This is a genomic window from Aliisedimentitalea sp. MJ-SS2, from assembly GCF_032586155.1.
In the GTDB taxonomy this organism is placed as follows: Bacteria; Pseudomonadota; Alphaproteobacteria; order Rhodobacterales; family Rhodobacteraceae; genus JAWHTC01.
On record NZ_JAWHTC010000005.1, the window covers coordinates 423,507 to 449,297 of the forward strand.

Genomic DNA, 25,791 nt, shown 5'->3' on the forward strand with positions numbered 1-25,791 from the left:
GGGCCTTTCGTTTCAATCCGGGAGGTCAGAGGCGCAGATCGAGTCCCTCGGACACGGACAAGGTGGTGTGGTCGAGCCCTTCGTCAGTTTCTGCGTCGACGGTAGTCGGGTTTCCGGGGTGATCATCGCCGTGCTCTGCCTCCGGGTTCGTGTTGCTGTGGTCCGAAGAGCCGAAGGTGAACTGGATTTTTTCAAAGCCGATGTCGCGGAACTCGCGCTCGAGAAGGGCAATGTGACGGCGCAAAAGGTCGAGTGTTTCACCGCGCTCGGCCAGGATGGTGACGGTGATTGCGGTGTCGGATTGCAAGAGTGACAGGTTGACCCGCCCGAGTTCTTCGGGGTTGAGGCGAAGTTCGATCGGTTGCCCGTTCGGATGCGGTATTGCAGTTACGATCTGCTGGGCGATTTGCACGGCCAACGGGGCTTTGGCCGGTGTGGCAGGTGAAAAAAGGGTCGGTCCGACGGAATGAACGGCTTCGGTTGCGGCAAGCTCGGGTGATAGCGCGGTCTTGGGGATTGCCGCGACATGGTCGCGCCCAGGCTGTTCATTGAGACCCGGCATCAGGATTTGAACAGGGGTGCCCATGGTGGCAACCGTGAAGGTTGGCGTAACCTGATGTGGTGAAGGGGGGCCGGGCAAGGCGGTGGATTGAAGTCCGGATCGAATGGGTGTCGATCGCGGGACCACTGGCAGGGAGGGATCATCGAAACTGGGTGGAACTGGTTCGAAATTGTGGCCTGGCGCGACGACGGTTGCAGCAGGTGCAAGGCGCTGCCGATCCGGCTTGGCTCGCATGCCGGGTGAATGGTGTAGGTCCGGCATTAGTGGAAAGGCCGTGTTGGGACGTGAGCCGGTGGGCGGGGAGGGCGCAGGAACGTTTGTTTTGCTCACCTCAAGGTCGAGATTGGCGCTGGACCGGGGCGCGGCAGTTTGGTGGGTGTTGGGAAACGGATTCGGGCTGTTGGGCGCGCCGGACTTGGTGACGTGTGCTGTGGAAGCTGGGGCCTCTGAAAACATAAGGGTCAGCGCGCGTCCACCAGATGTCAGCGGCGGACTGACGGGATTATTGGGGCCTGGACGTGCACTGCGTCCATCGTTGGACGGTGTTGGACTTGGCGGTGCGTGCTCAATTCGAGTTTGCGTGCGGTTATCAACCGCTTCGGTTGTGGTGCCATCGCCGCGGGGTGGCGTCGTTGGGCCCGAAAACAATGCAAAAACCGAAAAACCGGCATCAGGTCCGCTGTCATTGCTAGGTACGGAAGGTGGAGACGGAACGTTGGTTACGCCGGTGGCCATTTCGACGGGCGTGAAGGCAGGGGTGACGTCGTTTGCCGTGGCATGATGTGGGCGGCCATCGACCACGGTTTCCGGCACGGTGCGAATTGCGGTGTGATCGGTGACGAAGCGATCTATCGATATGTCGGCATCTGTCCTGGTCTGTGCGTGAATTGTGTCCTCATCCGCAGCGCCGATGTCGACCGGGGCGGTGGGAATGGTTGAGAATGCACCCGCCCAGTCGTGAAGTGGCCCTGCAGTCGGCGTAGTGGTTGGCGCGCGCTGCGGCAGTTCGGACGTTGAAGGCATCACATCGGTGCCGTCGGACTGAGAACCATAAATCAGCCGGGTCATGATTTCGGAAAGTGCGCTCGCATCCGCATTGGCATCAGACAACGCGTTGGCGATGTCGGGCGGAAGTGCGGCCAAGAACTCGGCAAATGCAAGGGGATTGGAGCGCATATCTTGAGCTGTGGCCATGTTGATTTGGCCGTCCGATCCGGTGGCGGGCCTAGTCGCGAGCAAGTCGAAAACTCTTGAAAATGCTTGATGAGAAAATGTCCCGCCACGCGAGGCGTCGACCAAGGAGGCCTCGGCCGTGTCATGGCTTGCGGCTGTGGGCCAATTGGCGCCGTCTGCCAGCCCTGATACGGGTGTGATGGTACGATCAAGCGAAAAGAGCGGGGGGGCAGTTTCCATTTCGGCCTCAGGAGTTCTTCCGGTGGCCTCAATCTCTCTGAACTTGGTTAGAGAATCTTTACCCGTATCTGCGCAAAAAAGGGAAAGTCCCAAGAATTGGAGGCAATCCTGTGACCGAATTTTCACCTTTGCCACCTCTGGGTGGTGCTGACAAGGTGGCGACTCCACCCGCTAAGTCCACCCAGAAGGATCGTGCCCTGCGTCACGCTGCCCAGCAGATGGAGGCGAGTTTCCTAGCGGAAATGATGAAGGCTGCCGGGCTGGGCAAGGCGCGTGGGGCGTTTGGCGGCGGAGCCGGGGAAGAGCAGTTTGCTTCGTTCCTGCGACAGGCCCAGGCCGAGGAAATGGTCAAGGCAGGCGGTATCGGGTTGGCCGAGTCGCTGTATCAAGCCCTGAAGGAGAAAGAAAATGCGTTCTGAGTTTTCCCAACTGACGATCGAAGCACCGGACAAGCTGCTTGACCGGGAACGGCAGGCGCTTTTGGAGGGGGATCTGGAGCATCTGGTCACCCAGCTGGAGGAAAAAGAGGCGCTAATCGAGCGACTGAATGAATGCGAGGACGCCGGGGGTGAGCCGCTGAATGCGCTGCAGGTTAAGGTTCTGCGTAATCAGGCGCTGTTGGACAGCGCGTTGCAGGGGATCCGCAGCGTAGCCAGCCGGATGAGCGCATTGCATCGGATCCGGCGATCGTTGGACACCTATGACGAAAGTGGACGCAAGACCACGATTGAAAGTCTGGCCGAGCCTAAGGTCGAGAAACGTGCTTGATTGATGGGCGATGGGTTAGGGGGTGCCCCTTCTTTGCCGGGGGGAGCCGTTTATCTTGACCCGCATATGTCGGGGTGCAGGGATGGCACAGGACAAAGCGCGAAATGTGGGCAAAATGGATCAAATACCGGTTAGTTTGACCTGTGAATTTAGCACTTCGTTAGGACATGTCCGCCAAGAGTGAGCCTGCATCCGGAAAACCTGGGTGGCGTGGCAACGGGGCGATCCGGGGCTGCACTTGTCAGAACGACTTTGGATCCGTCCGGAGAGTGGGCGGGATGTGCAACGGGTGCAAAGCGCCCAATGACCAAAGGAATATCAAATCATAGCGATCATGGTGACCTGTTTTCCGTTCATCGTAACTGTGCTGTCGATCCTGCGTCAGGCGATCGGGTTGCAGCAGTCACCGCCAAACATGTTGATTGTGAGTTTGGCGCTGTTCCTTACATATTACGTGATGGAGCCGGTGTTTTTGGTCGCGTGGGAACAAGGCGTGGCGCCAATGCTGGCCGAGCAGATTGGGGTCGACGAAGCGTTCCTGCGCATTGTCGAGCCCTTCCGCACCTTCATGGCATTGCGGTTGGATCCGGAGACATTTGCATCGATGGCAGCTCTGCGTCCGGATGTGACCGAGCTGACCCCGAGCCCGGAGGCGCCCCTTTCGGTTTTGGTGCCAAGTTTCCTATTGTCTGAGATAGCCCGCGCGTTTCAGATTGGGTTCCTGGTCTTTCTGCCCTTCTTGATCATCGACCTTGTTGTGGCAGCGATCCTGATGTCGATGGGAATGATGATGGTTCCTCCGGCCATTGTGTCATTGCCATTCAAACTGTCGTTTTTCGTGATTGCCGATGGTTGGAGTCTGATCGCAAGTAACCTGGTGCGCAGCTATTTTTAGCGGGCTATCGTCGACCCTCGCGCAGCCAAGCGCCAACTAAAAGACCTGCCGACAAGAAAAGGGCCAGCCATTCAGGAAGAAGGGCCGTTTGTGAAATGCCGGTGGTTTCGAACGCGCCACGTGGGGTAAGGCCAAGCCAACCCCGACCGGAGGCAGGGCGTCCGGCGCGCACATGGCGAAGCGTTGGGATGCCGTCATGCAATGACGCCGTGCCTCCGCGCGATGGGGCAATCACCGGCGCAAGGACCGCATCTGAGGCCACGGTTTCCACAAACTCGCGCGGGGCCGCGGGCCCAAGGCCAATCACAGCCTGTTTGTCGTCATTGGCAAGCCGGTAGAGGCCGATTTCCGCGCCGTCGTACAGTACCTCAAATTGACCGGGTTCGACCTCCTTAAGTGGCAGCTCAGCGGTTTCGCCCGAAGGCGTGGTGACAGTTACATTGCCAACCTCTTGCGACAGGCTTCGACGGATGATGCGCAGGGTCTGGCCGGTTGGTTCGGCCCAGAGCGCCTCTTCCTCGAGCTCGGGTTCCTTCATCATCCAGTGAGCCAGTCTGCGCAGCAGTTCGAGTTGTGGACCGCCACCCTCGTAGCCGCGGCTCCAAAGCCAGGCGTGATCCGAGGCCAGTAGCGCCACGCGACCCTCGCCGACCCGGTTCAACACCAGAAGAGGTGTGCCCTCATGGCCGGACATCACCACATCACCAGTGTCAGGCGTGACCTCGATCTGGCGCATCCAGCGGCCCCAGTCCGCGTCCTCTTCATTCGAGCGCAGACCGGCAGTGACCGGGTGGCGTTCGCCCAAGTCGGTGACGGTTGGAAGGAAGCCCTGTTCGATCACCCGGGCGGTGGGATTGGCCGGGATGATGTCGCCCAGCGGTGTGCGATATAGGCTGTCGGCAGAGGCGAAATCTGGACCGGCGGCAATCAGGATGGCGCCGCCCGTCTCGGCATAAGCCTTGACGTTGTCGAGATAAAGCGACGGCAGGATGCCGCGCCGCTTGTAACGGTCAAAAACAATCAGGTCGAAATCGTTGACCTTTTCCAGGAACAGTTCGCGGGTAGGGAAAGCAATGAGCGACAGTTCACTGACCGGGACACCGTCCTGTTTCTCAGGCGGGCGCAGAATGGTGAAATGCACGAGGTCGACGGAACTGTCGGATTTCAGCAGGTTGCGCCATGTGCGCCCGCCCGGGTGCGGTTCGCCCGAGACCAGCAGAACCCGCAACCGGTCGCGCACGCCGTTGATCTGAACCAGCGCGGTGTTATTGCGGGTGGTCAGTTCTCCATCGGCTTCCGGCACGCTGAATTGCAGGATGTTGCGCCCGCCATGGGGCAGGGTCACGGGCAGCTCTACCGGTTTGCCGACCGGGATGTGGAACATCATCGGTTCAGCGCCGTCGACAGCGATTTCGAGTGGAGTCTGATCAAGGCCTTCGGGTACGTTGCCCTGATCATCGATCCGAAGGGTGAGTACAAACTCCTCGCCCAGAATGGCATACGAGGGCGCGTTTTCGACGATCAGCCGGCGGTCCCAATCGCTGGGCTTACCGGTCATCAGAAGGTGCAGGGGCGCAGGCAGCTCGGGCGCGTTTTCGATGTCATGCACGCGCCCGTCCGAGATCAGGAACAGGCCGGAGATGCGCCCACGCGGCTCGTTCGCAAGCGCGTCTGAGAGGGCCGTCATGGCGCGGGTGCCGGTATCACCGGCGCCATCGGGCAGGTCGATGCGGCGCAGTTCGGTATCGGGCAGGTCGGTTATTCGGGTGGCGAGGTTGGCCGCTGCCTGTTCAGTAGTGGCGCTGCGGTCGGCCAGACCTTGGCTGGCGCTTTGATCGACGATCATGATGGCGATATCGGGCAGGGTCGCGCGGTCTTCGCGTTGCCAGACTGGACCGGATAGTGTCAACAGGATCACGAGGGCCGCTAGCCCGCGCAGCGCCCAGCCGGAGAGGCCGCGCCAGAAGGCGAACGCCGTGCCGAGCAGGGCTAACGCAATCAGGGCGCCAAGTACGGGTGAGGGCAGAAGGGGATCGAACAGGAGTGTCGAACTCATTGCCCCAGCCTTTCCAGTAGGGCTGGCACGTGGACCTGGTCGGATTTGTAGTTGCCGGTCAGTACATGCATCACGAGGTTCACGCCGAAACGGTAGGCCAGCTCGCGCTGGCGTTCTCCACCCAAACCGCGACCGACCGGGAAAATGGGCTGCCCGCGCCGGTCCATGGCCCAGGCTGCGGCCCAGTCATTGCCGCCAATGATCACCGGAGTGACGTTGTCGTTGAGATTGCGGAAGGGCATGCCTTCGATCTTCTCGGCGTCCGGTGGGGCCGCCTCGACCCAGACATCGCGACCTGAGTGGCGACCGGGAAATTCCCGAAGCAGGTAGAAGGTGCGGGTCAACACGTGGTCGCCGGGCACAGGTTCGAGCGCAGGAATATCGAGCGGCGCGGCCAGTTGTTGCAGTTTGCGACCATTTGGGCTGGAGGCGCCGAAACCGGCTATATCGCCATCGCGGGTGTCAAACAGGATCATGCCGCCGCCGCGCAGGTAGCGGTTGAGTTTGTCGTAGGCCGCTTCGGATGGGCGTTGTTGATCCAGAGTGATGGGCCAGTAGAGAAGCGGGAAAAATGCCAGCTCGTCGGTCTCAAGATTGATGCTCATCGGTTCAGATGGTTCGACCGAGGTGCGGAAGAACAGCGTTTCCGACAGGCCGAAGAGCCCGGCACGGGCAGTGTCGTCGATTAGTTTGTTGCCGGTCAGGACATGGGCCAGCGTTACCTCGGCGGTGGCGTCGACGGCGCGGACATCATTGGTTTGGCCGTCGGTCGGGAGCATGAGTAAGGTGATGAGACAACCTGCTGCCGAGGCGGCGCGAGGGGCGGTCAGGCGGCCTGTCAGCACCAGGGAGGCCAGAATATCAAGCGTAATCAACCCAAGCGCCAAGGCCAGGAGCCAGCCGCCAAGCTGTGTCTCTTTTGCCGTAGTGAACCCGATTTGCGGGATGCGTGTAGGCCATACTGCCGTCGTGAGTGCATCACCCGGGCGCAAGGTGTTGCGAGCGATCTGGCGATCATCACTAGCATAAAGACCCGGCAGAAGCGTCGGGCCAAGCGGAGCCTGCGACAGTTCTTCACCTGAGACGCCGGGCAGATCATCGCCTTGTACCAGTGTGCCGAAGCCGTCGAGAATGCGCAGGGGCTGCCAGACAGTGCCGGCCATTTCCTCGATCGACGGGGTGGTGATGGCGGTGGCAACCGAGAGCCGTTCCAGCATCGACATGTAGAGCCCCGAAAGGGGCAGGGATGACCATTCGGCATTTGCGGTGACGTGGAACAGGACGACTTGACCAAGGCCAATCCGCTTGCGGGTCACCATCGGGGTGCCGTCTGACAGCGTTGCGATTACGCGAGAGGCCAGAGTCGGGTCGGGTTGGGCCATGACCTGCGCCGTGACTCGCACGTCGACGGGTACGGGCAAGCCGAAGAAGGGGGAGTCTTTGTCGAAAGGGGCAAGGGATTTCGGAGCGCCCCAACTCATTGCGCCGCCGACACTGCGGCCTCCGACACGCAGGCGGACCGGCATCAGCGGGTGTTCGTCGCGACGGCTGATTTCGCTGGCGGCAAGGCGGGGACCGGCAAAGCGTAGCAGCAGGCCGCCCTTGTCGATCCATTCGCTAAGTGCTTTTTCCTCGGTGGGCGATAGTGTGGCGATATCGGCCAACACGACGGCATCCGGGTTGGCAGGCAGCACTTCTTCGATTTGCCCCTCGAGCAAGTCGGCATTGGGCGCCAGTGCCTGACGCAGGTAGTGCAGTGGCGACAGAAGTTCGAGCCCCTCGCGGTTTTCACGGCCCGAGATCAGGGCGACCTCACGGCGGCGCAGGCTGTCATCGGTAAGCGCTACGGCACCGGCGCTGTCGTGGCCCTTGATCGTGGCGCTGGTCAACCGGCCGCGCAGCTCGGCCTGAAGGGTCAGATTGCCTTCGATGGCATCGGCACCAGAGGGGAAGGTGAGGGGCAGCTCGGCCAGAACGCGGATCGTGCCCGTTGGGTCGCGGCCATGGGCCTGCACGGTGATGTCCTGTGGTGTCGCGGTCTGATCACGGCGGACGGTGATCTGAACTGTGCCATCGGCAAAGCGCATGGGCTCGAGAGCCACAACCGGGGTCAGGGCTTGAACGACCGAGACGGCTCCATGGGATTCGAGGGATCGCAGCAGGGTGTCGCGGCCCTCATGTGCAAGCCCGTCGGACATCCACAGGGTCTCGAAACGGTTGTCGGTGGGCAGCATTCCGGCAAAGCCCTGCATCATCGCATCTGTCGGGGTCCAGGCTGCAGGGTTCAGCCCGGCAAGGCGTTTGCGCCAGTCGGCGGCGGATTGAAATTGCGGCACCTCGGGTTGGGTTAGTCGGGACAACGCAACTGGGCGGGCATTGCGCCCGGCCTCGGCCAGGATGCTGTCGAGCATGGCAAGCCTGTCGTCCCAGTTGCGGGCACTGGCCCAGCTGGCATCCATGACGATCAACAGCGGGTCAGTTGAAGGAGCACGGCGCTCGGCCGGGTTCAGCACAGGCCCGGCAAGCCCGATGATCAGCGCGGCAACAGCCAACATGCGCAACAGGAGCAGCCACCAAGGGGTGCGATCCGAGATGCTGTCATCATCGCGCAGGCCCAGAAGCAAAACCACCGCCGGGAAGATGCGTTTGATCGGGGCCGGGGGGATGGCACGCAGAAGCAACCAAAGAAGTGGCAGTGCGATCAGGACGCCCAGCAACCATGGGGTGGTGAATGCAATGGGTCCCAGCGTCATCCGGCATCTCCGTCTAGAGCGCGATAAAGCCAGAGCAGCGCCGATTGGGCGCTGTCGCCAGTGTGGTGGCAATGGTATCGCCAGCCGGTAGCGCGGGCCAGATTGGTCAGGGTATCTTTGCGGGCGGCCAACCGGTCAAGATAACGGTTGCGCAGGTCCCCGGCCTTGAGTGTTTCGTGGGCGAGCGTGCCGCCGACGCTGTGGAAAATGGTGCGACCTTGATAAGGAAAAGCCTCTTCACCCGGGTCGAGAATTTGAAAAAGGACGCCGGTGATGCCGCGATCTGCGGCCTTGGTCAGGGCAGCGGTGACGCCATCGATGTGGCCGAGAAAGTCCGAGACAAACAGTGCGCGGGCATGGGGCAGAAGGCCGCGCGAATCTGGGATTGCGTAATCGTCGGGGTGGTCACTCGAAAGTGCGGTTGCAAGACGATCGATCTGGACCTCGCCTCGGCGGGGCGGCAGGGTATCTCCAGTCAGGCCAACGCGCTCTCCGCCTCGGATAAGAAGGATCGCTAGTGACAGGGCCAAAATCCTTGCACGGTCGGCCTTCTCGGGGGTATCCGATGCGCTGGAAAACCGCATCGAGGCGGCCTGATCGACCCAGATTTGAACGCTTTGAGCGATTTGCCATTCCTTCTGGCGAACGAATTGCGCGTCCGAGCGGGCCGAGCGCCGCCAATCCACCATGCGGCGCGAATCTCCGGGTTGCATCGGACGGTATTGCCAGAAGTCATCGCCTAGCCCTGCGCGCCGCCGACCGTGTTCACCCAACAGGACGGCACCGGCCAGTTGTTCGGCCCGGGCCAGAAGCGGCGGGAAATGCGCGGCCTTGGCCTCGGCCCTTGCTCGCAACGCAGAGGGGGTTGTTTTCACGCGGCGGCCTCCTGGTGCAGGATGGCAGCGGTTGTGGTGTCGATCAGATGGGACAGGTTTTCACCGCGCGCGCGGGCTGCAAAGTTGAGCGCCATGCGGTGGGAAAGCACCGGTTTTGACATGGCGATCACGTCATCGGTATCAGGCGCAAGGCGGCCCTGCAGCATTGCGCGTGCCCGCACGGTGAGCATTAGCGCCTGCGCTGCACGTGGGCCGGGGCCCCAGGCGACCAGTTCGCGGATGGCTTCGCTGGCATTTGGGCTTTCGGGGCGGAAGGCGCGTACCAGGTCGAGGATCTGCTCGATCACCGCGTCACCCACCGGCATGCGGCGGAGCAGAGTTTGCGCCGCAACTAACTCGGCGGGGGTAAACACGTTGCGGGCCTTGTTCTCGGCCACGCCGGTGGTGGAAATCAGGATTTCTTTTTCGGTGGCGCGATCGGGGTAATCGACATCAATCCGCACGAGGAATCGGTCAAGCTGGGCTTCGGGCAGGGGGTAAGTGCCTTCCTGCTCGATCGGGTTTTGGGTGGCAAGCACATGGAAGGGCGCATCAAGGGGGCGGTCCTGCCCAGCAACGGTGACTTGGCGTTCCTGCATCGCCTGCAGCAGCGCCGATTGCGTGCGCGGGCTGGCTCGGTTGATTTCGTCCGCCATTAGCAGCTGACAGAAGACCGGGCCGGGAATGAACTTGAAGGTGCGGCTGCCATCGCTGCCGGTTTCCAGCACCTCGGAGCCGAGAATGTCAGCAGGCATCAGGTCAGGCGTGAATTGAACACGGTTGGCATCAAGCCCCATAACCGTGGACAGGGTTTCAACTAGGCGCGTCTTGCCTAAGCCGGGCAGGCCGATCAAAAGGGCATGACCGCCGCAAAGAAGGGCGGACAGTGCCAGGTCGACCACCGTTTCCTGACCAACAAAACGCCTAGTGATCGAGGCCTTGGCCTGCGCCAGTTTGGCTTCCAGCTCTTCGATTTCGGCCACGAGATCGGTGCTGTCGGTCATGGCAATGCTCCTTGAGTTGCGTTACGCCTTGGCCCAAGTGTAGCGTTATGGACGGGAATGGCAAAAGCAATGAGCGGACAAATGAACGTGAAGTCCTCGGCTGAAGGAATCGCCGCCGCGGCCAAGGCAGTATCTAAAGGTAAGGGCCTGCCGCCGGTGCATCTTTGGGACCCCGAATACTGCGGGGCGTTGGATATGCGGATCGCCCGCGATGGCACTTGGTTTTACCTTGGAACGCCGATAGGACGACCGGAATTGGTGCGGTTGTTTTCAACGATTTTGCGCAAAGATGGGGATGAGTATTTCCTTGTGACGCCGGTGGAGAAAGTTGGCATCACGGTGGACGACGTGCCTTTTGTGGCGGTGGATTTCGATGTGGAAGGCGAGGTGGAGAACCAAGTCTTGAGCTTTCACACCAATGTGGGCGATGTGACAGTTGCCGGGCCGGAGGCACCGATTCGCGTGGTGCGCGATGCGGAAACTGGCGAACCATCGCCCTACGTGCTGGTACGTGACCGGTTGGAAGCACTGATCGATCGCAAGAGTTTCTATCGACTGGTCGATATCGGGGCGCATGCTCAACACGACGGTCAAAGCTGGTTCGGGCTTTGGTCGAGCGGGGAGTTTTTTCCAATCATCCCGTCCGGCGAATTGGTCGACGGCTGACCTTAGTGCACGACGAAATCCGCGTGTAGTGCGCCTGCAGCCTTGATGCTTTTTAGGATGTCGATCATATCGCGTGGTGCAACGCCCAGCGCGTTGAGCCCTGCAATCACTTCGGAGAGCGTGGTGCCGGGATGGACCTCGGCCAGGCTGATGCCGGCGTCTTCTTCGATGGCGACCCGGGTGCGAGGAACGACAACGGTTTGACCTTCGGAAAACGGGTTGGGCTGTACGGCGACAGGGTTTTCCTGAATGCGCAGAGTCAGACCACCTTGGCTGACGGCCACGCGGGAAATGCGCACGTCCTCGCCCATCACGATGGTGCCGGAGCGTTGGTCGACCACGACGCGGGCCTTGCGTTCGGGTTGCACCAGGATGTTCTCGATCCGGCCCAGCGCGTGGGCGGGGGAACGCATGCGGGTGCCTGCGATATCGAGCTGTACGGTTCCGGAATCGAGCATCAAGGCAACGCGGCGGCCGAAGTCGCGGTTGATTTGCTGTTCGATCCGCGCGGCGGTGGTGAAATCGGGTTCGCGCAGGGCCAGGCGCAGGGATTGAAGAGAGCTGAGGTCGAACTCGATCTCGCGCTCGACCCGGGCCCCGGCGGGGATGACGCCGGAGGTTGGCACGCCCTGAACCACGCCCCCAGCGTCGCCCCGGGCGGCGGCACCCCCGGCGATGATGGTACCCTGGGCCACGGCATAGATCTGCCCGTCGGCGGCGTTGAGTGGTGTCATGATCAATGTGCCGCCCAGGAGGCTTTTGGCGTCACCGATGGCGGATACCGTTACGTCGACCTTGCTTCCGGCGCGGGAAAAGGGTGGCAACGTAGAGGTGGCAAAGACGGCGGCCACGTTCTTTGGGCGAAACTGTTCGCCGGTGATGTTTACCCCCAACCGTTCGAGGATGTTGGACATGATTTCCTCGGTAAAGGGTGCGTTGCGGATGCCGTCGCCGGTGCCGTTGAGGCCGACCACCAGACCGTAACCGACGAGGTCGTTCGACCGGACGCCGTCGAACCCGACAAGATCCTTGATCCGCACCGAATTGGCCATGGCGGCAAATGGGGCGATCAAGGACGTGATAAGGAAGGCGGTGAAGAGTTTGGCCATCACAGATACTCCACCAGGGAAAGTTGCGACAGGCGTGCGGTGGCGGTGTAGAGGCTTTCGAGTTGAAACTGGACATTCTCGAGCTGGGTCGCGGTGTCGTAGAGGTCAACGCCCAGAAGCTCGCCTCGTGCCATTTCAAGGCTGGTCTTTTCTGCCGAGAGACGGGTGCGGCTTTCCTCGATTCTGGCTTCGGCATAGCCAAGATCGGCGCGGATGCCCGTCAGTTCGCCCTGCGAGGTCATCAAGTTTTCGCCAGCCTCGACCAGCAACATGCCCTGAAGTTCGGAGGAATAGCCTAGTGTTGAGTCGGCGGCAATTGCGGCGATGGCTGTGTTTTTCAGCAGGTCGCGGATGGTCTGGTTGTCACCGCGAAGATCAAGGTTGAGGGTTTCGCCTGTGCCCACCGGAAACGGGCTAAGATCGATGGTGGCACCGAGATAGCCATTGGTTTCGAACCCACCGCCGGGCGCATCGAACCAAGAGTCAATTACGGTCAGGATGCCGGAGAGCGTGACCTCACCCGCTACGGCGGTTTTAAGGTTGGCAAGGAAGGCGTTGGCTGAGGAAAAGCTGGAGCTGTCGGTGGCCGCACCCGAGAACAGCGCTCGCCCGGCGACATTGGTGTTGAGCGCTGACAAGAGCGATTGCAACTGGTCAGCCGCGTTGTTCGAGGCGGTCTGCATCGCTTCGGGCAGGGTTGTATTGCCGGAAAGGATCAGATCCGACGACAGGGTTGTAGCGGTTTGCTGCACCCGGTCGAGGGTGGTTTGCATCGCACTGATAAAGAGCGCCGCCTCGGTCGCAGCGGTCGTGTAGCCTTCGTTTACAAGCAGATCGCGTTCGAGATCGCCAAGGTAACTGTAATTGCCATCAAGATGACGGGGGATGTCGGCGGCGACACCGCTGGCCATTTCCTGGCTCAGGCGGCCGAGTTCCGAGTTGAGATGCACGTTCTGGCGCCGCAGCAGGAAGCTGCTGGCAAGATCGCCGATAGAGTAAAGGGGCATGGGTCAGATCCTCATCAAAGCGTCCATCATTTCGTCGACCACCTGCATCATTCGCGCGTTGGCGGCGTAGGCCTGCTCGATTAGCAACAGGCGCTGCATCTCCTGATCCGAGTCGACACCGTCCTCCAGCACCCGCGTGTTGACAGCGTCGTATCGTGCCGCGGCAAAACCGACCACCTGATCATTGACCTCGCGGGCGCTGCCGATTTGGCCAAGGAAGGTTGCATGCAGGTCGGTGGTGCTCTGAGCTGTCGGCCCGAAATTGCCTGATGCCGGGATGCGAGGCGCGGTCAGGGCTGTTTGCATATCCTGCAGCAACTGCGAGTGTCCCACGGGTCCCGGCACCGCTGCACCGAGCCCGTCCCGCAGGCGCCACGTGGCTCCTCTCAATACCGGATCGATCGCGGCGTTGACGGCCAGGCGCCCGGACAGGCCGGTTTCGTTGACGGCTGTGAATGGCCCGCCGCCGTCGGTAAAAAGCCCCGCCGCGCCCGGAGCGCGGGTGGCGTCCAACCCGGCATCCTGGAACCGCTCAACGAGATCGCGTGCAACGGCATCAAGCTGTGATTGGGTGCCTACGGCGTGTTCGTCACGAATGGCAAAGAGAGCAGCCAATTTGCCGCCTCGGATCGGGCTGGTGCCGCTTGCCGTATCAACAGGACGCCCAGCGATGCTCAAGTCGGACAGGTGGCCGCCGGCAAGGGTCATGTGCGGGGCGATCACGTTGGTGGCGGTAAAGTCGATTTGCGCGGCGTTGCCGTCAAGCAGAATGGCGCCACCGGGCGAAAACAGAGCTATCGCACCAAGGTCGCGTTGGTACTCCTTAACCGGGACAATCTCTGAAATCTCGTTGATCAGCACTTGGCGCTGATCTTCCATGGCCGAGGTTTCGTGGCCGTTGATGATGGCATGGGAGATATGGACATTAAGGTCGCGCACCTGGCCAAGCGCAGCGTTAAGCTGTTCGACTGTGGCGGCGATTTCCCGATCAGCCTCGCTGCGCATCGCCTGGATGCCGTCGGAAGCGGATTTGAATGTCTTTGCGAGTTCTGAGGCCTCGGTGAAAACCTGGTCGAGGCGCGGGCCCAGGTCCGGGCGGCTGGCTGCAGATACCAGACTGGCCTCGAAATCGGCGATCCGGGCGGAAAGGGAATCGCCCTCGGGGGGGTGCCGACTAAGGCTTCGAGCCGGGTGAAATAGTCCGACAGCCGGGCGGTTCCCGCCTGATCGGCTCCGGCCAGACGCCGCTCGGCGATCAGACCGGAATTGACGTGCCGGGCAATGCCGTTGACCGTGACCCCACCATTTCCACCGAGGATACGCGCGCCGACTTCCAGCTCGCGCCGACCATAGCCTTCGGTCATGACATTGGCGAGGTTCGAGGCCGTGACCTGCGCGGAACGCGAGGCTGCAGTCAGCCCGGAAAGGGCATTCGACATTGCGCCGGAGAGAGACATGCGCGATCCTTTCTGGGGTCAAAATCAGGATGCAGGGACAAAGCCCCGCGTCACGTTAGCGTTTGATGTTGGTGGTTTCCTGCAACATCTCGTCCACGGTCTGGATCACCTTGGCGTTCGACGAATATGCGCGCTGAGTTTCGATCATGTTGGTCAGCTCGCCGGCCACGTCGGTGGTCGATTCCTCGCGGGCAAAGGACACGATGTCACCGGTCGGACCGTCACCGGCATCCCAGAGGAAATAGGATCCGCTTTCCGGCGAGGGCAGATAGGTCTGCTGATCGAGGGTGACCAGCCCATTGGGGTTGGGTAGGTCGACCAACGGGATTTGGTAGATCGTGCGCGTCACGCCGGTGTCAAAGAAGGCGTGGACAAAGCCGTTTGCGTCCACTTCGACCGAGGTCATGTTGCCGACGGGGTAACCATCCTTGGAAATCGAAACCGGGGCGAAACTGTCGCTGAGCTGGGTCAGCCCGTCGGCCGCGCCAAGCATGCCGATATTGATTTCCATCGGGCCGCCAGCGACGTTGACGACCAATGCGCCCGTGACCGGATCATAGGCGCCGCCGCTGACGGCCGTGACCGAAAGAAGCGTGCCGCCCGACGTGCGGCTGTCATCGAAAGTGAGGGTGTATTCGCCGATCACCGTGCTGGGAGTGGCCGAGTCGTAAAGCGTCATCGTCCATTCGTTGGACGATCCGGTGGCGGGTACGGTCGGGGCAAACTCGACCGTGATGTTCTCGGATGTGCCGAGGTTGTCGAAATACTCGATCGACAGTTCCGAGGTGGTGCCAGCGGCTCCGGCCTCGGTCTCGGTCGCGGGCAGGTTGACGCCCAGGTTGATGGCCGTGGTCGGTTCACCCGAAAACTGGTTGACGTTGATCTGTACCGGTTCCAGCCCGTCCGAGGTATCACGCGGAAAGGTCGGCACCGTACCATCGGGCAGCGCCGGCCAGCCCATAAGGACAAGCCCGGCCTCGGAGACGAGGTAACCCTCTTCGTTGGTGCGGAACGACCCGGTGGTCGATAGCATCATTTACGGGTTGCCGTTGCCGGCATTCACTTCGGAAATCGCCGCCACCGGGAGCATGCCGCGCCCCCGCACGGCAAGGTCGGTCGGGTTCGACGTCGCCACAAGTGCGCCACGCTGATCGATCAGGCGTTGGGTGGTGGTGCGCACGCCCCCGGCGGAGTAGGTGCCGCCCATCGACGAAATGACCATCGAGTGGAAATCCGCCTCGACCCGTTTGTAGCCGAAAGTGGCCGAGTTCGCTATATTGTCCGAAATTGTCGCCAGTCTTGTGGCATTGGCGGTAAGTCCCGCCACCCCGGCATTAAGCGAAGATGAAATCGTCATGGATACGCCTTTCTGCTGCATCAACCATCAAGTCGGACACAGACATAAAGGTTGCCGCTTAACAGCGCGCTAACGTATAAAATCTATCAGACTTTCATCATGGCTCTCGCAGAAGGATCACCTCAATACGGTTGTTGCGGACGTCCATCGGGTTGCGCGCCTGAGGTTTGTTGTCGGCGTGTCCGGTGACGCGGCGCACCCGTTCGTTGTCCAAACCGTGTTTCTCGAGCAGTAGGCGCATTGCATTGGCACGGGCCGAGGACAGGTCCCAGATAGGATTGTTGGCCAGAACCACGGGCTGGGACCGTGTGTGCCCGCCAATGGCCACCTTGTTCTCGACCAGCGGGATGACCCGTGCCAGCATCCCGGCCAGATCGTGCAGCAACTGCGTTGGCGTGGTGGTGTCGGGGTCGAACAGCGGCACGTCATCCAGATCGAACAGCTCAATCACCAGGCCTTCGTCGGTTACGCGGGTTATGATGTGCTTCAATGCCTCTTCGGTGGCCATGCTTTCGCCACCACGTCCCAGCAGCATCTCTTCGACAAGCTCGAAGGCCTCGGCGTCGCAATCGCCACGAGACGCATCCTGACCCTTGTCGCCAACACCGGTTTCGCCGCGGGCCTGGTTGGCCTCGGTCGGGCGCCTGTTGGACGCCCCGGTGCCGTTCTGGGGCAGGGTTTTCTCGGAGAAGACGCTTTCGCCACCAAATGCCCCTTCACCGCCGCCCGATACACGGTTGATCGGTACGGTCGGACTGAAATAATCGGCCACGCCCTTGCGTTGCTTCTCGGTTGTCGCGTTCAACAGCCACATCAGAAGAAAGAAGGCCATCATCGCCGTCACGAAGTCGGCGTAAGCAGCTTTCCAGGCACCGCCATGATGCCTCCCGCCGCTGATGACTTTCTTTCTCTTGATGATGACTGGCGCGGCATTGCTTTGCGCGCTCATATCCACCACCTTTTTAACTCACCCGAGGCAAGCGATAGCAGCCAGAAATTACCGGCACCTTAATGGTAGAGTTTTATAAACTCGGGGTGGCTGGGTTTATGTTCGCAACGTGTCGCCAATCGACAGAGTCGGTGCTAGCTCGATATGTTCCGGGGCGCCGTCGCCGTTTTCACGGCGGCTGCGCTCAAGAATGATTTCCGCGGCTTTCCGGCCGATTTCAAAGCGGCAGGCGTCCATCGTGGCAAGCTGCATCGGCAGACCCTGCAAAAGTTCGACCCCGTTGAACCCCGCGAGCCCCACATCAGCTGGGATATTGACCCCGTTTTCCAGCAGGAAAAGCAGGCCACCGGCGCCGATCATGTCATTCGAATAGTAGATAAAATCCAGGTCCGGTGTGCGTTTCAGAACCGTTTCGGTCATTTCGCGGCCCTTGGCCAGCGCCGAGCCTCCGGAATAGAACTCCTGATCGGCGATCTCGATCCCGGCCTTGGCGAGCGCCTGGGTGAAGCCTTCGAATCTTTTGCGGGCGCGGTGATCGAGTGGCATTTTGGTGCCAAGGAAAGCGATGCGCTTGTATCCTGCCCTGGCGATGGCTTCTCCCATTTCACGCCCGGCGGTGCGATGCGAAATGCCGACCATTGCGTCGACAGGATCGCCATCGACGTCCATGATCTCAACCACGGGAATTCCGCTGGCCTGAAGCATGGCGCGCGCCGCGTCGGAGTGCTCCAGCCCGGCAATGATCACGCCGGATGGCCGCCAGGACAGCATTTCGTAAAGAACCTTCTCTTCCTTTTCGGGAAGGTAGTCGGTGATGCCGACCACCGGCTGCAAATCAGTGTCTTCCAACGTTCGGCTGATCCCGGTCATCACCTCGGGAAACACCATGTTGGACATTGACGGGATGATCACTGCGACAAGGTTGACACGTTGGCTTGCCAGCGCACCGGCGATCTTGTTCGGCACATAGCCTAGCCGCTTGGCCGCCTGTAGAACCTTCTCGCGGGTGGCGTCAGATACGTCTCCTCGGTTGCGTAGCACCCGGCTCACGGTCATTTCGGACACGCCGGAAGCCTCAGAGACGTCGCGTAGGGTGAGCGGGCGGTTGGAAGGGCTGGTCAATGGTACGATCCCGGTATGTTTACGCTCACAGTTAGCCCGAAGCAGGCCATTGGTTCAAGTTGCCAGCGTGGCGCAGGGCGCGTTGCGCGCCGGTGTGTGGTTTTTCGGGGTTCGATATTCGTCTTGCCGGTGACAGGGGCTGAAACCGGCGCTATGAAGGCGGCGCGCGGCCCCGTGGCTCAACTGGATAGAGCAGCCCCCTCCTAAGGGGCAGGTTGCAGGTTCGAATCCTGCCGGGGTCGCCAGCGCCACTGATATCGTGGAATAAATGGCTACACACTGAAGGTGTGCGGCAAGGTTTGTAAGTCCATCATCGTTCGATCTCATGGGCCGACCAACATTGCATGCGTCTGCCGTATCCGAAATGGGGCTCGGAGCGATTGTCGCGAATTGTTGGATTGCCCCGCTCATTTTCAGGGTCATTTGATTTAGCGTGGCTCCTCGGCGCGGTTCACGTCTCCAAGTTGAGGGGCGTGATGAGCAATCCATTAGGGCCACCAACGTTTAGATGGCGCGGTCTTTGCGCCAAATGACTGACAGACCCCTTCCCTGGTTGGGGCCAGTGCGAACTAGTCTGGCAGCGCCCCTCCCGCAAATTCATTTGGTTTGATATTCAAACCACTGGTTTATTTTTCTTGACAGATTGTGTGAAACTCTGCAACGGTTTTCTTAGGTTATGCAGGAAACCCTTGCACCTTTGACTTCTGTTGTTGCGCCAAGAAGGGAAACACCACGTGGGAACCGTAGCCAAGGCATTGTCATTGCTTGAGCAGTTTTCCAACGCACAACCGCTGATCGGGTTGAGCGACATGGCGCGACTGGCTGGGCTCAACAAGGCGACCACCTATCGTTTGCTCACCGAACTGCAGCGGAAGGGATTTGTAGAACAGGTCGGGGCCGCGCGCGAGTACCGCTTGGGACCAGCTGTTCTGCGGCTGGCGTCATTGCGCGAAGTAGCCGTGCCGATACGTGACTTGGCGCGGACTGTCGTGCGTGAATTGTCAGATCAAACTGGCGAAACAGCTCATGTCACGCTCTTGAGCGGAGACATGTTACAGGTCATCGCCTATGCCTACAGCGCCGCGCACGGGACAAAGGTCACGATGGAAGATGCCCAGTTCTTGCCGCTTCATGCCAGCAGTTCCGGGCTTGCGGTGATGGCTTGGTCTGCGTCGGAAATAGTCGATAGGGCTCTTTCCGGTCAGTTGCCTGCACGCACTCCTATGACCTTGACCGAACCGGATCAGATTCGCGCCCTGCTCCCTGGTATTCGCGAGGTAGGTTATGCTGAATACAGAGGCGGGTTTGAGACCGACGTGCACACTCAGGGCGCTCCCATTTTCAATGCGGACGCTCAGGTCATCGGTGCAATTTCCGTCGCCTTGCCCGCTGCTCGGTTTACGCCTGATGCCGCAGAGCGGGTTCCAGCTCTCGTCCGCTCTCAAGCCATTCAACTGACCCACATGAACGGGGGTAGGTTGCCCGATACCTATCCGACAGAATGATCCCGAAAGGACCTGAGAAATGAAGGACAGCAACTTCCTGAAAGAAAAGAATGCCCGCTCAATGTGGCATCCGATGGCGCATCCTGCCGACAGCCTCGCCAACCCGCCGACCATTGTAACCGGGGCCAGCGGGGTTCGGATCAGGGATGTGGACGGACATGAGGTTGTTGACGGGGTCGGCGGGCTTTGGAACGTCAATCTGGGCTTTTCTTGTGATCCGGTGAAAAAGGCGATTGCCGAGCAGCTTGATCAGCTACCCTATTACTCCACCTTTCGCGGCACAACAAACGACGCTGTGATCGAGCTGTCCGAAGAACTGCGCGACTTCTTCGCCCCTGACGGGCTGACCCGTGCTTTTTATACCTCGGGTGGGTCGGATAGCGTGGAAACCGCCCTGCGCCTTGCCCGCCAGTATCACAAGGTCAAGGGTGAGCCCGGTCGTACAAAGTTTCTGAGTCTCAAGAAGGGGTATCACGGCACCCATTTCGGCGGTGCTTCGGTCAACGGTAATGCCAATTTCCGCACCCAGTACGAACCTTTGCTGCCCGGCTGCCACCAGATCCCCGCGCCGTATACCTATCGCAATCCGTTTGGCGAAACCGATCCGGCGAAACTTGCCCAGCTTTGTCTGGCCGCACTGGAAGATGAAATTGCCTTCCAGGACCCGTCCACCATTGCCGCTTTTATCATGGAGCCCGTATTGGGGGCTGGCGGCGTGATCCCGCCGCATGAAAGCTTCATGCCCGGTGTGCGCGAGATCTGTTCGCGCCACGGCATCCTTCTGATTGCGGACGAGGTTATCACCGCCTTTGGCCGAACCGGAAGTTGGAGCGGCAGCCGGCATTGGGGGGTGCAGCCCGACATGATGGCTACCGCAAAAGCAATCACTAATGGCTATTTCCCGTTCGGGGCTATGATGTTATCGGAAGAGGTCGCGCAGGTGTTCGAAAGTGATGAAACCGGAAAAGCCACAATAGGACATGGCTATACCTATTCGGGGCATCCGGTTGGCGCAGCCGCCGCACTGGCCTGTCTGGCCGAGACCAAGCGGCTGAAGGTCAACGAAAACGCCGCGGTGCGTGGGAAGGAGTTGTTTGACGGCTTGAGCGAGCTTAAAGACAGCTTCGACATGATCGGTGATGTGCGCGGTGGTCACGGTTTGATGTGCGCGATAGAACTGGTTTCGGATCAAACCACGAAAAAAACCGTAGGCAAGGACTTGACCCAAATCATTCAGGATACCGCCTATCAGAATGGGGCGATGATCCGCATTTCCGGGCCGAACATCATTCTTTCGCCACCTCTGGTTTTGAGCGCGGATGATGTGCGGGTCATCTTGAATGCGGTGGAGGCCGGTCTTTCTGCAGCCTAAAAACGATCGGGCAGTTCGGCATATTGGCCGATCTGTCCCATTGTGCGAAATGCACCCGACAGGAAAACCTCCAACCAGGACGCGGTCTTCAGTGCCAAGGTTTCGATTTGCAGGATCTGGTCGAGGCTGCGCTCACGATGCGGGCGGCCTAGGCGGCAGTCCGGGTCTGCATCACGCACCATAGGTCGGCCTGTAATTTTGAGGCAGAGCCGACGATCCTCCCGGACAGAAGTGGTCCGTTAGTATATTTCGGAAAACGGAGGATCCGAATGATTAGAAAGAGACACAAGCCAGAGGAAATTGTCACGAAGCTGCGACAAGTTGAGATTCTTGTCGGGCTGGGAATGTCGCGGATCGATGCGATCCGTGAGGTTCGCACCACCGAACGGACCTAATACCGCTGGCGCAGGCAGTATGCCGGGATGGGAACCGACCGAGTGAGAGAACTGGGTGATGCAGGCAAAAATTCTCCCCTCGGGGTTTCATGAGCATTGCACGGGCTTGCCCGTGGGTAAGCGTCACCCCAGAACATCACATGCCGCGTCCATCATCATTTCTACATTCGGCGATCCGCCTGTGCCGAACTCCAGTTATCGTGGCGTGTAGGCCTCTAGGATAAACTGCCCCCGGTCGCAAAGCATCCGCGATTTGCCCGCGCACTTGGGCGCGCAATCGCGGCGGCAGGTGGCAGAAAATCGAAACGACCGTGTCCCAACCCTGTGGGCCTGTTCGTGACCGGTTTCGGCGGCATCCAACGCTGATACATGATGCCCAAGACCGGCGAGGAAGATCGCTTGCCGGCCTTCACCTTCCGCCAAACAAAGCGTGTCACCGACCGCGAATGTTACGGCCCGTTCACGCAGGAAATCATTGGGTTCGGTCCCATAGGCATAGGCCTCTCCGGCGTAACGTTGGTTCCACATTACTGATCCCCTACTTGAGCCCGGCAAAACGCACGCCGCTGAGATCGGCCATGTCGCGTTTCCAGGTTGTGACGTCATCGTGGGCGAATTCAGAAAGGCTGGCATGTCCGCAGGCCCGGGCAAGCACCTGCATCAGTTCGATCGTTGCTCCGAAATACCGCGCAAGCCGTTCCGCGCCATTTTGAACGTCCAACCGGGCGCGCAGCTCCGGTTTTTGGGTGGCAATGCCGACAGGACAGTCATTTGAGTTGCACATACGGGCTGCAATGCAGCCCACGGCCTGCATCGCCGCGTTGGACACGGCGACGGCATCAGCGCCAAGCGCCATGGCTTTGGCAAAATCCTCGGCGACGCGCAGCCCACCAGTGATGACCAGCGTCACCTCATTGCCCACCCTGACGTCCAGATGCCGTCTGGCGCGGGCCAGTGCTGGGATTGTCGGAACCGAGATGTGGTCGCGAAAGATCAAAGGAGCTGCTCCCGTGCCACCACCGCGACCGTCAAGAATGATGTAATCGGCGCTTGCCTCAAGAGCGAAGTCGATATCGTCTTCGATGTGGTTGGCCGACAGCTTGAACCCGATGGGGATGCCGCCGGACCGCTCACGCACCTCGTCCGCCAGCTTGCGGAAATCGGCAGGCGTGCACAGATCGACAAACGTAGCGGGTGAAATCGCCGCATTCCCCGGGACCAACCCGCGCACCTCGGCGATCTTGCCCTGAACCTTATCACCGGGCAAATGGCCGCCAGTGCCGGTCTTGGCTCCCTGGCCTCCTTTGAAATGGAAAGCCTGTACCTTCTCGACAAGCTCAGGCCGCCATCCGAACCCGGCCGAAGCAAGTTCATAGAAATAGCGACTGTTTTCCGCCTGTTCCTCGGGCAGCATGCCGCCTTCACCGGAACAAATTCCGGTACCAGCCAACTCAGCCCCGCGGGCCAGCGCCACCTTGGCCTCTTCCGACAGCGCGCCAAAACTCATGTCGGACACAAACAGTGGGATGTCGAGTAGCAGGGGTTTTTTCGCCCGCGGGCCGATCACCACATCGGTGGCAACCGGGTGCTCGTCGAGCAACGGTTTGCGCGCCATCTGGGCCGGCAGGATTTGGATATCATCCCATTGCGGCAGGTCCTTGCGTGGCACACCCATTGCGCCCATCTCGCCATGATGGCCGAGCTTGGACAGCCCATCGCGGGCCAGCGAGTGAATTCGCGCAACAGTGGGCTCTTCCGGCGTTGGAACCGCCTCAGGCACGCCATCGGATTGGGCCGCGGGGGCAGGCTCGCCGACTGCTCGTTCGCCCAACCGTGAATGGCTTCCGTCACAAAATGGCGCGTTGGCGCTGGCCTTGCATTGGCACAGAGCCGCCTTTCCGGTTTTCTCGGCAGTGAAGCGCAACGGCGTGATGTCAGTTCCGCGATGTGATCCGTCGCAAAATGGCTGGTTGGCCGAGCGCCCGCACCGGCACCAGGAATAGGATTTTCCGTCTTCTAGATCGACCATTTTGGGCGCTTTGCCGGCAATGATGGGGGTGTCCGTCATGAGGCAATCCTTTCAATCAACCGACCGCCGGGGCGGGGTGGGGTAAAGTCAATCTCGGGGCCCAGCGGCACAATCCCGGTGGGGTTTATGGTGGTGTGGCTGGCATAGTAATGCTGCTTGATGTGATCCATGTTTACCGTCTCGGCGATCCCCGGAATTGCATAAAGATCGCGGACATAGGCCCAGAGGTTGGGGTAATCGATCAACCGCTTCAGGTTGCATTTGAAATGTCCGACATACACCGGATCGAACCGCACCAGAGTAGTGAACAGCCGCCAATCGGCTTCTGTGATCGTGTCACCAGTCAGAAAACGGCTGGTCGACAGATGCAGTTCGAGCCATTCAAGCGTGTCGAACAGGGCACTTAATGCATCCTCATAGGCCTCCTGGGTCGTGGCAAAACCAGCCTTGTAGACCCCGTTATTGACGTTGCTGTAAATCCGGTCGTTCAGCGTATCGATCTGGTTGCGAAGATGTTCCGGATAAAAATCTCCAGGTGCGGCACCCACGTCATCGAAGGCCGAATTGAACATGCGAATGATCTCGGAGGATTCATTTGAAACGATCGTTCCGGTTTTGCGATCCCACAAGACGGGCACGGTCACGCGCCCCGTATACTCGGAATCCGCAGCCACATAGATCTCTCGCATGAAACGCGTGTGGTTGACCGTGTCCTCGATTACGCCGTCCCCTTCGTTAAAGGTCCAGCCATCCTCCGCCATAAGCCAATGCACAACCGAAACTGAAATCATCTCCTCCAGCCCTTTCAACGCGCGGAAGATCAGGGTGCGATGTGCCCAGGGACAGGCATAGGACACGTACAGATGATAGCGCCCCGGCTCTGCCTTGAAACCACCGTCGCCGGTCGGCCCCGGTGCACCGTCCGGGGTGACCCAGTTGCGAAAGGCCGAGGCCTTGCGGACAAACCGGCCGCCGGTCTTGCTGGTGTCATAAAACCGGTCGACCCATTTTCCGTTTTGCAGAAGTCCCATGAATGCTCCTTGATTGTTGGATGTATGCCGCAGCCGAAAACCCGTGGATGTTAACACGATGTGTTCCGCCGGTGTGTTCCTTTAGCGAACCAAACGCTCTGCAAGGCGCCGCGCGCGGGGTGACACGAATAGGGCCAAAGGCACGGCAGCAAGCAATGCCGGACCGAAAGCCGACAGCCAGCGCGTGAATAATGCGGCGTCAATGCCAGTGCTCACCGCCGTTATGAAACCAGACATGACAACAGCCATGAGGGTGCCCACCAGGACACCGGTCAGAAAGTTGACGCGCCGAACGCTCGACAGTTGTTTCGAGCCCGGCGCCGCAGTTTCGTTCAAATTCATCATTAAATTCCCCGCACTTTCTATCTGATGGAAATCGGGGGCCGCGAATGCTGCGGCCCCGGAATTCTCATGTGCGTCAGTTCAGGTCGGCGTAGGCCGCCGGCACGTTCATGCCCGGATGAACCCAACCGAACAGGGCATAGCCGGCAAACTCCTCCAGCTTCACGCGGCCCACGGTTTCTTCAAGGCTCAAACCGTCGGAAATGGCAGCCTTGACTTCGGTTTCAACCGCGTTGAGGTAATCGATGTTCCATTTGATCGCCCCCATGTCGGTGACCGGACCATGCCCCGGGACAACCCGGGTGTCGCTGTCAAAGCTGTTGAAAACTGCCTGCAGCGTGTCACGGGTTTCGATCAGGTGGCCATCCAGAAGCCAGGGCAAGGCGGGTGCCTGCGCGACGACGGCGTTGCCGGTCCACAGGACGTCAGCTTCGGGAACCGAAACGAACAGGTCTCCGCCGGTTTGGGCATAGCCGAAATCGCGGATGTCGACCGTCACGCCACCAAGATTGATGCTGATTTGCCCACCATCACTGACCAGGATGTCGGCGTCGGCCGGCTCGACTTCTTCAATGCCACGGCCCTGGCCGAAATTCTGGATCATGAAGGCGGTATCGGCTTCGAAGTGGCTGTGGATATAGGCCGCTGTATCAGCGTGTTGAATGATGTCGACCTCCTCGGGCACATAGTGATTGCCGTAAGAGTGGTCGCCATGAAAACTGGTATTGACCAGATAGCGAACGGGCTTGTCTGTCTCGGCGGCGATCAGCTCGAAAAGCTGACCGTTCAGGCGTTGATTCAACATGGATTCAACGACAAGAACGGCATTGTCCCCGATGACGAACCCGCCGGTTGTGGCAATCGGATAGCCATTTGCGGCCATTTCCGCGGCGCCGGTCGGTACGACGGCAAAAACGCCATCGGCCAGTTTCTGTGATTCCAGAACGACCGTGTTGCCGTCCCAGACCGGTTCGTTTGCAAGGGTGGCGCTGGTGGTCGCAGCGATGATGAGTGCGGATGCAGATGAAATGCGCATGTTGTTTCCTTTCGGTGACGTGTGCGGCCTAGACCGGTGATGCCAGAAATATACCGGGTTCAAAAAAATCGAATAGATATTGAGTTTT

At 60.2% G+C, this 25,791-nt stretch carries 21 protein-coding genes, 1 tRNA gene and 4 pseudogenes; 8 read left to right on the forward strand and 18 right to left on the reverse strand.

Features of this window, described 5'->3' with window-relative positions; all coding sequences use genetic code 11:
* Positions 1-25: 25 nt before the first annotated feature.
* Complete coding sequence (locus RXV86_RS19705; RefSeq protein ID WP_316302241.1) at positions 26-2,068, reverse strand: flagellar hook-length control protein FliK; 2,043 nt, start codon at positions 2,066-2,068, stop codon at positions 26-28.
* 44 nt (positions 2,069-2,112) lie between these two features.
* On the opposite strand from RXV86_RS19705, the gene RXV86_RS19710 reads away from it, so the two are divergent.
* The 3 genes and pseudogenes from RXV86_RS19710 to fliP all read left to right on the forward strand — a co-directional run.
* Positions 2,113-2,394, forward strand: coding sequence for a rod-binding protein (locus tag RXV86_RS19710; protein ID WP_316302304.1), 282 nt, complete (start codon positions 2,113-2,115; stop codon positions 2,392-2,394).
* Entirely contained in the window at positions 2,384-2,743 is a 360-nt protein-coding gene (locus tag RXV86_RS19715; protein WP_316302242.1) for a flagellar biosynthesis protein FlgN, read from the forward strand. The genes RXV86_RS19710 and RXV86_RS19715 overlap by 11 nt, the downstream gene beginning before the upstream one ends.
* 325 nt (positions 2,744-3,068) lie before the next feature.
* Positions 3,069-3,638: pseudogene (fliP, locus tag RXV86_RS19720) on the forward strand (flagellar type III secretion system pore protein FliP); the annotation flags it as partial.
* Between the two features lie 4 nt (positions 3,639-3,642).
* On the opposite strand, the gene RXV86_RS19725 reads toward fliP, so the two are convergent.
* From RXV86_RS19725 to RXV86_RS19740, 4 genes are read right to left on the reverse strand one after another with little or no spacing between them, the layout of a single operon-like run.
* Positions 3,643-5,694 carry a hypothetical protein gene (locus RXV86_RS19725; RefSeq protein ID WP_316302243.1) on the reverse strand — a complete coding sequence of 684 codons (2,052 nt, stop codon included), beginning with the start codon at positions 5,692-5,694 and terminating at the stop codon, positions 3,643-3,645.
* Positions 5,691-8,447: a DUF4159 domain-containing protein gene (locus tag RXV86_RS19730; RefSeq protein ID WP_316302244.1), complete on the reverse strand. Its 2,757-nt coding sequence runs from the start codon at positions 8,445-8,447 to the stop codon at positions 5,691-5,693. The genes RXV86_RS19725 and RXV86_RS19730 overlap by 4 nt, the downstream gene beginning before the upstream one ends.
* Positions 8,444-9,322 carry a DUF58 domain-containing protein gene (locus RXV86_RS19735; RefSeq protein WP_316302245.1) on the reverse strand — a complete coding sequence of 293 codons (879 nt, stop codon included), beginning with the start codon at positions 9,320-9,322 and terminating at the stop codon, positions 8,444-8,446. Before RXV86_RS19735 ends, RXV86_RS19730 begins: the two co-directional genes overlap by 4 nt.
* Entirely contained in the window at positions 9,319-10,326 is a 1,008-nt protein-coding gene (locus RXV86_RS19740) for a MoxR family ATPase (protein WP_316302246.1), read from the reverse strand. The genes RXV86_RS19735 and RXV86_RS19740 overlap by 4 nt, the downstream gene beginning before the upstream one ends.
* An 81-nt stretch (positions 10,327-10,407) precedes the next feature.
* Between RXV86_RS19740 and RXV86_RS19745 the strand changes: the two genes are divergently transcribed.
* Positions 10,408-10,992 carry a DUF1285 domain-containing protein gene (locus RXV86_RS19745; protein WP_316302247.1) on the forward strand — a complete coding sequence of 195 codons (585 nt, stop codon included), beginning with the start codon at positions 10,408-10,410 and terminating at the stop codon, positions 10,990-10,992.
* A gap of 2 nt (positions 10,993-10,994) precedes the next feature.
* On the opposite strand, the gene RXV86_RS19750 is transcribed toward RXV86_RS19745, so the two are convergent.
* The 7 genes and pseudogenes from RXV86_RS19750 to RXV86_RS19775 form a co-directional block, all read right to left on the reverse strand.
* A complete protein-coding gene (locus tag RXV86_RS19750; protein WP_316302305.1) occupies positions 10,995-12,044 on the reverse strand; it encodes a flagellar basal body P-ring protein FlgI in 1,050 nt (349 codons plus the stop codon).
* A gap of 56 nt (positions 12,045-12,100) precedes the next feature.
* Complete coding sequence (locus RXV86_RS19755) at positions 12,101-13,108, reverse strand: flagellin (protein ID WP_316302248.1); 1,008 nt, start codon at positions 13,106-13,108, stop codon at positions 12,101-12,103.
* A 3-nt stretch (positions 13,109-13,111) separates the two neighbouring features.
* Positions 13,112-14,113, reverse strand: coding sequence for a flagellar basal body rod C-terminal domain-containing protein (locus tag RXV86_RS19760; protein WP_316302249.1), 1,002 nt, complete (start codon positions 14,111-14,113; stop codon positions 13,112-13,114).
* Between the two features lie 386 nt (positions 14,114-14,499).
* Positions 14,500-14,565 (reverse strand): annotated as a pseudogene (locus RXV86_RS22090) (hypothetical protein); the annotation flags it as partial.
* 55 nt (positions 14,566-14,620) lie between these two features.
* Positions 14,621-15,922: pseudogene (locus RXV86_RS19765) on the reverse strand (flagellar hook protein FlgE).
* A gap of 97 nt (positions 15,923-16,019) precedes the next feature.
* Positions 16,020-16,871 (reverse strand): flagellar motor protein MotB, encoded by an 852-nt coding sequence (locus tag RXV86_RS19770; RefSeq protein ID WP_316302250.1) that lies wholly within the window; start codon positions 16,869-16,871, stop codon positions 16,020-16,022.
* Between the two features lie 96 nt (positions 16,872-16,967).
* Positions 16,968-17,993 carry a LacI family DNA-binding transcriptional regulator gene (locus RXV86_RS19775; protein ID WP_316302251.1) on the reverse strand — a complete coding sequence of 342 codons (1,026 nt, stop codon included), beginning with the start codon at positions 17,991-17,993 and terminating at the stop codon, positions 16,968-16,970.
* Between the two features lie 168 nt (positions 17,994-18,161).
* On the opposite strand from RXV86_RS19775, the gene RXV86_RS19780 reads away from it, so the two are divergent.
* The 3 genes from RXV86_RS19780 (at position 18,162) to RXV86_RS19790 (ending at position 20,870) form a co-directional block, all read left to right on the forward strand.
* Positions 18,162-18,238, forward strand: a tRNA-Arg gene (locus RXV86_RS19780).
* 489 nt (positions 18,239-18,727) lie between these two features.
* On the forward strand, positions 18,728-19,498 hold the full coding sequence (locus tag RXV86_RS19785; RefSeq protein ID WP_316302252.1) for an IclR family transcriptional regulator: 771 nt from the start codon (positions 18,728-18,730) through the stop codon (positions 19,496-19,498).
* Positions 19,499-19,517: 19 nt separating this feature from the next.
* Positions 19,518-20,870 carry an aminotransferase class III-fold pyridoxal phosphate-dependent enzyme gene (locus RXV86_RS19790; protein WP_316302253.1) on the forward strand — a complete coding sequence of 451 codons (1,353 nt, stop codon included), beginning with the start codon at positions 19,518-19,520 and terminating at the stop codon, positions 20,868-20,870.
* Here RXV86_RS19790 and RXV86_RS19795 read toward each other — a convergent pair.
* Entirely contained in the window at positions 20,867-21,049 is a 183-nt protein-coding gene (locus tag RXV86_RS19795) for a hypothetical protein (protein WP_316302254.1), read from the reverse strand. The genes RXV86_RS19790 and RXV86_RS19795 overlap by 4 nt on opposite strands.
* A 90-nt stretch (positions 21,050-21,139) precedes the next feature.
* Between RXV86_RS19795 and RXV86_RS19800 the strand changes: the two are divergent.
* Positions 21,140-21,262, forward strand: a pseudogene (locus RXV86_RS19800) (IS3 family transposase); the annotation flags it as partial.
* A gap of 198 nt (positions 21,263-21,460) precedes the next feature.
* Here the strand turns inward: RXV86_RS19800 and RXV86_RS19805 are convergent.
* The 5 genes from RXV86_RS19805 to RXV86_RS19825 form a co-directional block, all read right to left on the reverse strand.
* Positions 21,461-21,793, reverse strand: a complete 333-nt coding sequence (locus RXV86_RS19805) for a hypothetical protein (protein WP_316302255.1) — start codon at positions 21,791-21,793, stop codon at positions 21,461-21,463.
* Between the two features lie 10 nt (positions 21,794-21,803).
* Positions 21,804-23,333, reverse strand: a complete 1,530-nt coding sequence (locus RXV86_RS19810) for a glutamate synthase-related protein (protein WP_316302256.1) — start codon at positions 23,331-23,333, stop codon at positions 21,804-21,806.
* The gene (locus tag RXV86_RS19815; protein ID WP_316302257.1) at positions 23,330-24,325 is read right to left on the reverse strand and encodes a glutathione S-transferase family protein; all 996 of its coding nucleotides are present in this window, start codon (positions 24,323-24,325) and stop codon (positions 23,330-23,332) included. The genes RXV86_RS19810 and RXV86_RS19815 overlap by 4 nt, the downstream gene beginning before the upstream one ends.
* A gap of 81 nt (positions 24,326-24,406) precedes the next feature.
* The gene (locus RXV86_RS19820; RefSeq protein ID WP_316302258.1) at positions 24,407-24,670 is read right to left on the reverse strand and encodes a DUF2798 domain-containing protein; all 264 of its coding nucleotides are present in this window, start codon (positions 24,668-24,670) and stop codon (positions 24,407-24,409) included.
* A gap of 73 nt (positions 24,671-24,743) precedes the next feature.
* Complete coding sequence (locus RXV86_RS19825) at positions 24,744-25,703, reverse strand: MBL fold metallo-hydrolase (RefSeq protein WP_316302259.1); 960 nt, start codon at positions 25,701-25,703, stop codon at positions 24,744-24,746.
* Positions 25,704-25,791: the final 88 nt, after the last annotated feature.